Here is an 11,456-nt window from a genome sequence, read left to right on the forward strand (position 1 = left end):
GGTTGTTTCATTTGCTAAATCAATAGGTATGGTCGCTCTTCCGTTACATAAGGAACAACCCGGATATATTGTAAACTCGTTGTTGGTACCCTTCCTAAGTGCAGCGACCAATCTATTGGTGGAAGGCGTAGCTGATGTAGCTACAATAGACAAAACATGGATGGTAGCAACCGGTGCTCCGGTGGGACCTTTTGGTATTCTTGATATTGTAGGGATTACCACTGCATATAACATCAATAAAATGGCTGCAGATTCTACAAAAGATCCTTTAAAAATCAAAACGGTAGAATACCTCAAAACGAATTTTATAGATAGTGGAAAATTAGGTGTTGCGGCAGGCGAAGGTTTTTACCAATATCCTAATCCCGAATATAAAAAAGAAGATTTTCTAAAATAAAACAGAGGCTGCTAATGCAGCCTCTACTTTACTTCTATATAGTAAATTACATATCTTATTTTTATTGATCTACCTTCATATTATATTTATTGGTATCAATTTCTTTCCAAATCAATCCCAAAGTTTCCGCATTGTACTTTCTGATCTCATTTGCCATATCAAGATTTTCAGAAAGCTTTTTACCATAAGAAGGGATCATTTTTTTCATCTTGGCTTGCCACTCAGTGTTTTCATTTTATCTGCATAGCATTTTTCTACTACTTTAAGCATAATAGATACTGACGTAGACGCACCCGGTGACGCGCCTAATAATGCGGCTACACTCCCATCTGAAGCGGTTACCACTTCCGTTCCAAACTGTAAAATACCGCCTTTTGTAGTATCATCAAGTTTTATCACCTGTACTCTTTGTCCGGCAATCTTAAGATCCCAATCCTTCATTTGAGCTGTAGGCATATACTGTCTTAAAGCCTCTAAACGTTGTTCCGGAGTCAAGACAACCTGTTCTATAAGATATTTTGTCAGCGGTATATTATCAAGCCCTGCTTCTAAAACAGGTCTTAGGTTGTAAAAATTAAAAGATTCCGGAAGATCAGTCCATTTGCCATTCTTTAAAAATTTTGGAGAAAAGCCGGCAAACGGACCAAAAAGTAGTTCTTTTTTTCCATTGATGATTCGTGTATCTAAATGAGGTACCGACATCGGAGGTGAGCCAACAGAAGCTTTGCCGTATACTTTTGCTGCATGTTGTGCAATAATATCAGGATTATTACATACAAGCCACTCACCGCTCACCGGAAAACCACCATAACCTCTTGCTTCTGGGATGTTGGTTTTTTCAAGTAAAGGAAGGGTGGCTCCGCCAGCTCCAATAAAAACAAATTTTGAATGAATGCTTTTCAAAATATTATTTTTGAGATCCTTTACGGTTACTCTCCAGGTAGCATCTTTATTTCGTTTAATATTAATAACCTCATGGTTAAATTCTATCCGCATATTAGATGATTTTTCCATATTAGAGGCTAACTCTTCTGTAAGAGCACCAAAATTTACATCAGTACCAATATCAATTTTTGTAGCCGCAATTTTCTGACGGGAATCCCTTTCTTTCATAATCAGAGGAGCCCATTGCTTGATCAGTTCAGAATCTTCAGTAAATTCCATCCCTGTAAACAATGGATGTTTTTGGAGTGCTAAAAAACGTTTTTTAAGATATTCGCTGTCTTTTTCTCCAATTACAAAATCATGTGTGAAGTGGGGTTTATAAATTTCGAAGCTGAACTTATTTTTAATCACATTTGCCGCTTTATTCTCCGTATTGAATCCAATCGGAACAGTGCCTATCTTTTTAGGTCTGACTCAGGATGACACTAAAGAAATGCGGAACCGCACAGCATTCTGGGCAGCTGTTAATGTATTCATTATTCTGCTGATCTCCTTTTTGATTGGCGAATATGTTTTGAAATTTTTCGGGATTAGTATTGATGTATTACGCATCGCCGGAGGAATAGTAATCTGTACTTCTGGTTTCGGATTGCTATCCGGATCGTTTGGTAAAAAAAGAGGCGTAAGCAAGAAAGTTACCAACGACGCTCAAAAACGCAGTGATATAGCTGTGACGCCTTTAGCGATACCGCTTATGGCAGGTCCGGGTGCGATGTCATTACTAATTGCAATGTATCAGGATTATCCTGAAATAGCAGATAAAAGCATTATTGCCACAGCAATTCTCGGTGCTGCTATAAGTATCTATCTCATTTTAAAAAGTGCTAATTATATTTCCAGATTATTAGGTGCTTCCGGTATTGTAGCGATTTCCAGAATTATTGGTTTTCTGGTTTTAGCGATCGGTGTTCAGTATATTATTAACTCACTATTGGTTATCTTCAGAATAAATGAGTAATAACTATAAAATCTATTGTAAAAAACAGCTGTGAATTTTAATTTACAGCTGTTTTTTTATTGCCCTTTTGGTTTCTAAAAGTATTCTATTCATATTTTTTATAAGTACTATCAATTATAAAAGACAGGGCTTCTTTTATCTTATCGCGATCCTGGGGAGATTTCATATCTAATCCGCAAAAAACACTTCCGTTTTCATTACTATATAAATTAAGATAATAAATGCCTGATATCAATATCGCAATGACAGCTCTGTATTGCTCTGAATGTGACTTGAAATGAGGATCAGTAATGGTACTGAATAAATATTCTCCGTTTGCTTCCTGACGATCTGAAAGTTTTTTTAATGTGGTCCGCTTTTCTGATAACCGCCAAAGCAATAGCTTTTGCAATTCTTTGTTTTTATCTACATAATCAAATTGTGATTGCAACATTTTTTGAGTGAGTACTTTCCCACCATCTTGAATTGGAATCGATGGATCGACCTTTACATTACTCCAAAAATCCTGTGATTGTATATAAGCATCCAAAAGCCCTTCAGTACCACCAAAGTAAGTATAAATCATTTTCTTATCTAAGCCCGCTGTTGCTGCAATGTTGTTTACTTTAAGAGCACTACACCCTTTTGTCATCAGAATTTGACCTACAGCATCTAAAAACTTCTTTTTGCTCCGTTCCTTGTTGCGTATGCTTCCTGCAGCTGGTTTTCTTTCCATCATCTTGTATTGAACATGCAATTTACTAAATTTTAAGAATAAATTAAAACACCAAATGGTGTCTTGTATCTATATTTGTATCCGCTATTACGCTATTCAGATACTATTAATCAAGAACGACATACTCAAATTGGAATACTTCTTGTAATCAGTCCATCTAAGGTGAAAATTTCAGCAATTATATCCTAATGAGAAAATTTTGAACTAAAAAAGATAATTTATATGATGTATAATATACACAAAATGTTCATTCAGAGTATGATATTTTTTATAGGATACCTGGGATACACACAAAATGACAATACTGAATTACAGCAGCTTGCAGATGCCGATCAGCGCGCAAGAAACATGTCAGACATTGATTGGCAAATGCTTAATAAAGAAGACAGTCTGAGACGTTTGAGGGTTCATGAACTGATGGCTCAGGGTAAAGTAAATACAGCCAAAGATCATTTTAATGCAGGAATTATATTTCAGCACGGTAATGATACGGTATCTTCTACCCTTGCTGTACAAAGTTTTAAAACGGCACTTGATCTCGACGGGAGTCTTAATCGGTGTTGGTATGCAGCAGCTGTTGACAGGGATCTGATGCGTAAAAACCAACCTCAGATTTACGGGACACAATTCATTCAGGATGCTACAACAAATGGTAAATGGAAACGCTATACAATAGATGCTTCAAAAGTGACAGATGAAGAGCGTCGCTATTACAGTGTAGAGACTCTGGCTGAACAGGAAGAAAAGGAACGTCTTATGAATCAAAAGACCATTGAAGCGTTTTATGCAGAGACACAGTCCATTGATCAGACCATTGCTGAAATTAAAAATCAACATAGTAATGGATCTCTTTCTGCCTATAATGCGAGCGAGGAGGCGATCAATAATTTCGGATATACATTGATGAATAAAAACTTGTATGAGGAAGCGCTCAAAGTATTGGAACTGAACACAAAACTGTATCCGTCTGCGTTCAATACTTTTGACAGCTACGGCGAAATTTTATTGAAGATGAATAAAAGAAAAGCCGCTTTGAAAGCCTATAAAAAATCGCTTTTGCTCAATCCAAAAAATGAGAATGCAGCAGAGATGATAAAAAAGCTTACTCAAAAGTAATTATTGATATAAAATTCCCGATGAAACACTTTATTATTTTTTTATTCTTTTTATCGTTTATTTCTTATAGACAAAATACAAACATAATAGCTAAGACCACTGCCCACATAAATTCGTTAACAGCCTGTAGCGGTGAAATAACGGCAATTTTGTTTATCGGACATCCGAATGTAAATAAATGGCTACCATAATAGAATTCATATGAGACACTTCTTTTTACTCGGTTATTATTTTACATCGGTATTATTATTAAGTTGCCCGGCTGTAAAACGCGATATATATACTCCTAAAGCAAAAAAGATGAGGATATTAAAAAACAGGCGATTGACTCCGTATGTTTGGATCCCGGTCACGCAAAATGTCAGTGTAGAATATTCAAGAAAATTAAGAATCACTGATTTTGATTTAAATGCTATTACAGCCGTAAATACTCCTGATAAAATAAATTCAGAAAACGAAGAGGTGACTGCTTTGGGGATATTGAGGAAAGCTGAAAAAGCAAAGCTTTCACATTAAAAACAGATTTAATGAACTCCTTTTACAACAGCTGATAGTCTTCGATAATCCATTTTTATAAGATCAAATTTTCTAACAGCCAGTAGAATCTCACACTGAAATTATTTTATAATAGTATTAAGAAAACAACAGTTTGAGTTTGAGTTCTAAAGTTTAAATTAGCTTATACAATTGGGGCAATAAATATAAGATATGAAACATTTATTATCATGCCTGCTGATCATGTTTGGATTGATACAACAAATTGTATCGGCACAAAATAGACCACCGCTCGCAGAGGTATTTGATGTCAATGAAATGACATTTAACGGCAAAGTAAAACGTTTTTTCAGTTTTTCTGAATTTGAAAAATATTTTGGTACAAGTGACAGCATCCATCTTTTGGTTGACGTCCAGCCCTGTAGTTATATTTTTGAAAATGATGATGCTACAAAAGATCTTAAGGATAAATATTTATATAAAGACGGATCACGCTTTGAAAATAGCGGAGATAAAGTAGCCGTTGATGTGTTCAGATTTACCGAAGAAATTACATCCGATATAAAAACGTTAAACTCAATCGATTTACAAAACTGCGCAAATTAAAAAAGTTATTTCCAAACGCCGTAGATCAGATAGAGGATATAGAGGTTCAGGGCGAAGGTAGATTACAGATTATACAACTCAGAGAAGATGCTGACAATTTTTCTGACGGACATATCAATGTTTTTCTCAAAAATGGCAGGCTTTATTATATGCACTGGTGGTTTCCATGTTAATACAACAAGAGAATAGAATATCCGAATTACTGTTATCTCCCCAGACTATCCATAACTTCCGCATCGTTAAGTATATGAACAGATATGATCATTGCAATTCATGTGTACTGTATACATTATTAACTGTAGATCATTTTTATGCTCAAATATATGTGAATTTACGCCTAACTCAATAACAATAACCCTATGTATAAAAAACTCTTTTTAATGTTCTGTATGTTTGCAATCAACTATATGGCTAATGCGCAAACTACAATCCGTGGTACTGTAAAAAACCATAATGGAGAACCCATTTCTTATTGTTCTATCGGAATCAGAAATTCAGACACGGGTGCTGTATCCGATGAAAATGGAAATTATACGCTGACAATTTCTGATGATCTGAAGGAAGATATCATATTTAGTGCGTTTGGCTATCAAGATGAAAAGAAGCATAAAAACGAACTGCTAAAAAACAGTCATCTTATTTTGGAACCGGAATCTACCGTTATGGAAACGATGGTGATCAATCTGCAAAAAATGAAAGAAAAAACAATAGGCCAGAAAAAGAGACCTATGCTTACTTTCTCAAAAATGTTTGATAAAAATGTTCCGACTATAGAACAGGGAACTATTTTCAAACTCTATGAAAAGACTAAATTAAAATCGTATCAATTTCATATTATTCCCAGCTCAAGATATGCACAGATTACATTAAAGCTCAACATCTATGAAGTAAAAAATAATATACCCGGTAAAGTGCTTCTCGATGAAAACATTATTTTTAAAACGTCTGCTACCGGATGGCAAAAAATAGATTTATCATCTTACGGATTAGTGTTTAATAATAAAAATGAAATTGCTGTAACGATGCAGCTTGTAGATTATAAGCCACTCGAAAATGAGGCTTTTTCTTTCGGAATTTCAGCCAAAAAATCACTTGCAAAAAATCTGCTGTTCCGATATCAAAGCCAAGGTAATTGGGAGCGTAGCGAAGGTATATTTATTTCCAGTCTGGAAATTGCATACCTGAAAAAAAATAATGACAAGGAAGTTTTAAAGGATATTGAAGATGAAATTGTAAGTGCGGAAGATGCTCAAATAAAGATGCTTGCTACTTATTATCAAAGCAAAGAGCAGGCGGCAAAAACAATTTACGGGAAAAGTAAGAAAGGAAAATATGTTGATACCGGAGATGCTACAATATATTATGAATCTTATGGAAAAGGCACTCCGTTACTTCTCTTACACGGCAATAATGGCAACATATCTGACTTTTACAATCAGATTCCACTACTTTCTAAATACTTTGAAGTAATTGCAATAGATACACGCGGACAGGGAAGAAGTACCGATATGTCTACGGCCGATTACAGCTACGAATTATTTGCTGCTGATCTGCTAAAAGTAATTGAATCAAACGGGTGGAAAAAAGTAAGTATTATCGGATGGAGTGACGGTGGAAATACAGGATTGATTTTTAATTCTCAACATCCTGATAGGGTTAATAAATTAGTTACTATAGGATCGAATCTGGAACCTTCAGGTGTCAGTGAAGATTTGCTTGCTGAATTTGAAAAACAACTCGCAGAGAAAAAAGGAAAGTTACGACTTGTGAGGCTGATGCTCAACCATCCGCATATCAATTCTGCCCAGCTTGCCTCAATACAAAATGAAGTATTAGTAATTGCGGGAAGCGAAGATGTGATTAAGAAAGAGCATACACAACTGATACATGAGTCAATTAAAGATTCAGATATTGAGATTATCCCCGATGCAACGCATTATATCCCTTTTGAGCAACCAGAAAAGCTTAACAATATCCTTCTGACTTTTCTTTTAAAATAACATACTGTAACACTATTTAAGTCCCTAAAAAACAGAAAAGGTTTCCGTATGGAAACCTTTTCAAACTTAACAAAAAGTACTACTAAACTAACAACAATAAATCTATTTTAAGATTATTTTTTTCATCTCAGACTTATCACCTGATTTGAATTCAAGCATATACATACCGCTTGATAAATGGCTTAAGTCTAATGTTTGGCTGTAAAAACCATTTTGTGTATTCGCTTGTGCTTTATAAACTACTGCACCTGATAAACTATAAATAGCGATGGTATTCTGAGCTGAATTAGCCGTTTGTATATCATATACTACATTTATAATTTTGTCAGTTGAAGGGTTTGGATATACATCAAATGAAACGCCTGGTGCTACTTCTTCTACTGATAAAGTAGCCGTGTTATCTATATTAAATTTCACAATCCCCGTAGAAGAACCTGCGAACTGAGTAAAGTTTACCTTATAAACTACATCTGAATTATTACGTTTTACAAAATAATTTGTATTTGTATTTATTGTATATGACCCGCCAGTAAAAGTTTTCCAGTCATATCCTACGACACTGATATTAGCAGACAAATCTTCTACATTTGCAGTTGCATCCGTTGTTTTAGCAATTTTCACATTTGGCGATTGTAAAACTCCTGTTACTACATAAGGTATTGTAGTACCAGGTTGACCAGGATTTGGATAATCTGTTGTATACTGAGTAAACAAGAAATCCCATTCCGTTGCTACAGGCTCAAAATCCACTAAATCTTCGGTTGTAAAAGAGAAATAATTAAATGTTTTTCCTGTATTAGAAGTATTTGCTACAGTTTTTGTTACATCAGCTCCCCAAGCAGTTCCATCCCATTTTGCATACGTAAAAGTATAAGTTCCTCCTGCATACTGGTCTATTTTAACTTTAGTATATTGAGCAGGACTTCCTGTTGCTCCAGGTTTTTTTACTACAAAAATGACTGTTCCTGTCACAGCATGTGTCGTTGAATTATAATTTCCCCAACCAAAAGCAGCAGATCCTCTGTCAAAAGCACCTTCATTCCAGGCTGCATCACTGTTATAAAGCTGAGTCCAGTTTGCTTCATTCGTTACAGAAATAGTACTCCAGTCTGCTATGTTATTTGATGCTTCAAATACTGATAATTTGCCACCATCATTGATTCTGATCCCTTTATCAAGTGAAGAAACTCTGTAAAAAGCGATATCCCATGTATTGGATGCAATAGTGGTGTCATCCTGATCTGCCAGATTATAAAATACATTATTTGCATAACCAGCTCCCATAGTTACCTGCCCTTCTACCTGTGTCTGAGCGTTTGCAGAGAACATAATGCTTAATGCTCCTGCAATTGTAAGTAAAGATTTTTTCATATTGTTTACTATTTAATTAATTGATATTCAAATTTTGGAAATCCGCGTTCCCCATTATTGTTTAACATCTGAAGCATACGTATTTTAAAATAGTTACCTTCAATATCTTTAAGTATATAATAACGGTCTGCGTGTACTACTTTATCAAAAACATTTCTCCAGTCTACACCAATAACTCCCTGATTCTGTACAAAAAGATTATTCTGAATGTCCCCCTCAGAAAAGGCTTCATACGATTTGAAACCGTGGAAACTTTGTATACTTTTACTCCGGCTTTCAGATTGTTTATCACAAAATCTGAATAACCATATGATCCTGAACCGTCGATAATGTCTGTAAATACAGTAAAGTTTAAATCCCATTTATCTTTTGCAGGCTCTACCTCTACAATATTATTGGTTGTAAAGCTGAAATGCGTAAAGTTATGCGATGGCGTTCTGTTTATTTTTACTGTTTTGAAAGTAGTTTCATTTAAATCTGCATATTGCAAGACATAGTTATCGCCTTCCAACAAAATACGCATCTTTTTAAACCCTCTTGGAGTACCACTGACAGCAACACTCCCGGTAGGAGGCGTTTCAGTACCCGGCTGAAATCCAAGATTTACGAGATAAACAAAGTTCTGACTGTTATCCGATGAAATTTCTGAAATAGCTGTCATTTGGATATCGCCTGAAGGATCGTCAACATAATTGGCATTGGCCGCATCAAAAGTACCTACGGCTACTTCAGACAACATGCTTTGAACAGATGCCTGTGTTACTGCATTCATATCCGTAGTCTCCAGTTTTTTTGCCGCCATATAAATAGATCCATTTATAGTGACTCTGTTCAGGTTGCCTGAATAGAATCCAAGATCCCAGCTGTCTCTTTTTATTTTGGTCATGCGTTCTGTACTCAAATCTACATATACATTATAGGCTTGATTGGGTCCTCCTATTTCTGGCTCTAATACGGCTCCTAAAGTCCGTCCGAAAGAGATAACAGCCGTAGAATATCCCTGAATAGCTGTAGCGAAGGAATAATCAACTTTTTCTATTTTAAAAGTGATCATCTTATCTTCTCTGTCAAAAGGATAAATAAGGTTTTCAAATATAAAAGAGACCTCCGTATCATTATTATTAAACGGTAATTCAATAATACGATCAGTCTGTTGCGGTATTGTAGTGTAATCAATTCCTTGCGAAGCATTATCTTCTGATACGCGAATGTATACTTTACCAGCAGATTTTGCCGGTTCAGAAAATACCAATCTCATATTATAATTATCCTGTATTGTAGAATAATCTATCGATTGACTTTTAAAAGCAACAACGAAAGGTTCCTGAGTAAATTCATTATCTTTCTCACATCCTAAAGTAAAAACCAAAGAAAGAACTGCTATTATTTTTAAGATTGATTTCATTTTATTTATATCGATAGTTTATATAATAGTTTTACAAAATAACTGCGCCCATATCCCATAAGAAGTGTATTGGCACCAGCAGTATGCGCTCCGGCTCCTTCTGATGAAGTTCGGATTCGGGTAACATCAAACAGGTTACGCACCCCAACCGTTACGTCTAATTTATTGTTATAGAATCCCTGACGTACTGTTGCATCTACCCATGATATCTCCTGTCTCTTTCCTCTTGTATAAGTTGGATTGATAATATCTGTACCCGTTTGAACATATTCATATTCCGGTCCGGTATATTTGAAAAGAAGGGAAGCAGTGGTATTGGTTTTTTCAATTTTATAAGACACATTGAAATTCAGGTTCATACTATACAGATAATCATTTGTATCTTCTGACTGATTTAAAGTTTTCAAAGTGGCTCCATAAGTAATACCAAAGCCTGCATCAAAATTCTTGTATCTGAAATTCCCCATATAAGAGATGTTTCTGTTTTTATAGGTATCAACATTCAGATATCTATATACAAGCGGATCTCCCGGTGCACTGGCAACGACTAAATCAATTCTGTCTTCAACCTCAAATAAACTCAATGATAATCTGTTGGTATAAGAACCTTCGTTAAATTCAAATCTTTTCTTCAAATGCAGAAAAGCAGATCGTCCTTTTTCGGTTGTCAGATTTTCATTTCCCTGTATATCATGATTTGCATCAAAATAGTAGCTGTATAATTCTTCATAATTAGGTAATCTTGGAGACATTCCATATACTGCTCTCAATTCATATCCTTTCGGAAGAATGTATTTTGCACTTACTGAATATGCGATTTCCTGATCAAAAAGATTAGAATTCAGCAGTCGCATACCCGGACGTATTGAAAATTTCGGGGTAATATTAAATTCAGCAGATCCGAAAATGTCATAAGAACCTATTTTTCGATCTATATTTTTTCCGTCAAAAAAACCTTTCTGAAAGAAGTAAAACCATTCATTTCGCTGATTTCATATCCTATCTGAAAATCAAAAAAATCTGATTTTACAAAATTAGAGAAAATACCTTTGGAGTATAATACCTTTCTGCTTTCAAAATCATATTTCAGCACATTGGTTCTTTCATCCTTTTTAATCAGATATTTATATTCTTCAACAGAACGGGTTTGCTGCTGATAAGAAAGTGAAACATCATATTTGAACCAATTTGCATTTCCTGAAGCATTCAACAGATTGAAATAACGGTTAGTGGTAATGATTTCATCATTGGAAAATGGCTGGTAAGTTGCTGTTTCAGGATTATAACCCGGTGAAACGATTTCACTATACTTATTGATTTTCTCGTTATAATATTCCGATTTAAAAAAGATTCGGTAATTATCTCCTGTGTAAGCCATTGTCATTTTTGCCGACTGTTGCAGTTTAGGCAGCCATTCATAACCTCTGAGACTATCGTTTAGCGCATAT

Annotated in this window: 11 protein-coding genes and 2 pseudogenes; 6 read left to right on the forward strand and 7 right to left on the reverse strand. The window is 35.0% G+C overall.

Features of this window, described 5'->3' with window-relative positions:
* On the forward strand, positions 1-397 hold a 397-nt coding region (locus QW060_RS19785; protein WP_290364995.1), incomplete at its 5' end, for a 3-hydroxyacyl-CoA dehydrogenase family protein.
* A 61-nt stretch (positions 398-458) separates the two neighbouring features.
* Here QW060_RS19785 and QW060_RS19795 read toward each other — a convergent pair.
* A pseudogene (locus QW060_RS19795) lies at positions 459-1,693 on the reverse strand (malate:quinone oxidoreductase).
* Between QW060_RS19795 and QW060_RS19800 the strand changes: the two are divergent.
* A complete protein-coding gene (locus tag QW060_RS19800) occupies positions 1,674-2,300 on the forward strand; it encodes a MarC family protein (RefSeq protein ID WP_290365000.1) in 627 nt (208 codons plus the stop codon). The pseudogene QW060_RS19795 and the gene QW060_RS19800 sit on opposite strands and share 20 nt — an antisense overlap.
* 85 nt (positions 2,301-2,385) lie before the next feature.
* Here QW060_RS19800 and QW060_RS19805 read toward each other — a convergent pair whose 3' ends face one another.
* Positions 2,386-3,036, reverse strand: coding sequence for a TetR/AcrR family transcriptional regulator (locus tag QW060_RS19805; RefSeq protein WP_317623161.1), 651 nt, complete (start codon positions 3,034-3,036; stop codon positions 2,386-2,388).
* A 201-nt stretch (positions 3,037-3,237) separates the two neighbouring features.
* On the opposite strand from QW060_RS19805, the gene QW060_RS19810 reads away from it, so the two are divergent.
* From QW060_RS19810 to QW060_RS19825, 4 genes are all read left to right on the forward strand, one after another.
* Positions 3,238-4,131 (forward strand): tetratricopeptide repeat protein, encoded by an 894-nt coding sequence (locus tag QW060_RS19810; RefSeq protein WP_290362131.1) that lies wholly within the window; start codon positions 3,238-3,240, stop codon positions 4,129-4,131.
* Positions 4,132-4,332: 201 nt separating this feature from the next.
* Positions 4,333-4,647, forward strand: coding sequence for a hypothetical protein (locus tag QW060_RS19815; protein WP_290362130.1), 315 nt, complete (start codon positions 4,333-4,335; stop codon positions 4,645-4,647).
* Positions 4,648-4,839: 192 nt separating this feature from the next.
* Entirely contained in the window at positions 4,840-5,232 is a 393-nt protein-coding gene (locus QW060_RS19820) for a hypothetical protein (RefSeq protein ID WP_290364998.1), read from the forward strand.
* Between the two features lie 380 nt (positions 5,233-5,612).
* A complete protein-coding gene (locus QW060_RS19825; protein ID WP_290362128.1) occupies positions 5,613-7,232 on the forward strand; it encodes an alpha/beta fold hydrolase in 1,620 nt (539 codons plus the stop codon).
* Between the two features lie 102 nt (positions 7,233-7,334).
* Here the strand turns inward: QW060_RS19825 and QW060_RS19830 are convergent, their stop codons facing one another.
* The 5 genes and pseudogenes from QW060_RS19830 to QW060_RS19845 all read right to left on the reverse strand — a co-directional run.
* The gene (locus tag QW060_RS19830) at positions 7,335-8,603 is read right to left on the reverse strand and encodes a T9SS type A sorting domain-containing protein (RefSeq protein ID WP_290362127.1); all 1,269 of its coding nucleotides are present in this window, start codon (positions 8,601-8,603) and stop codon (positions 7,335-7,337) included.
* Positions 8,604-8,611: 8 nt separating this feature from the next.
* Positions 8,612-8,863, reverse strand: coding sequence for an HmuY family protein (locus tag QW060_RS28585; RefSeq protein WP_397386110.1), 252 nt, complete (start codon positions 8,861-8,863; stop codon positions 8,612-8,614).
* On the reverse strand, positions 8,767-10,008 hold the full coding sequence (locus tag QW060_RS19835) for an HmuY family protein (protein WP_290364999.1): 1,242 nt from the start codon (positions 10,006-10,008) through the stop codon (positions 8,767-8,769). Before QW060_RS19835 ends, QW060_RS28585 begins: the two co-directional genes overlap by 97 nt.
* A 5-nt stretch (positions 10,009-10,013) precedes the next feature.
* Positions 10,014-10,862 carry an outer membrane beta-barrel protein gene (locus QW060_RS19840; protein ID WP_397386109.1) on the reverse strand — a complete coding sequence of 283 codons (849 nt, stop codon included), beginning with the start codon at positions 10,860-10,862 and terminating at the stop codon, positions 10,014-10,016.
* 77 nt (positions 10,863-10,939) lie between these two features.
* Positions 10,940-11,456, reverse strand: a pseudogene (locus tag QW060_RS19845) (TonB-dependent receptor plug domain-containing protein); the annotation flags it as partial.

This window comes from Paenimyroides ceti, from assembly GCF_030409925.1.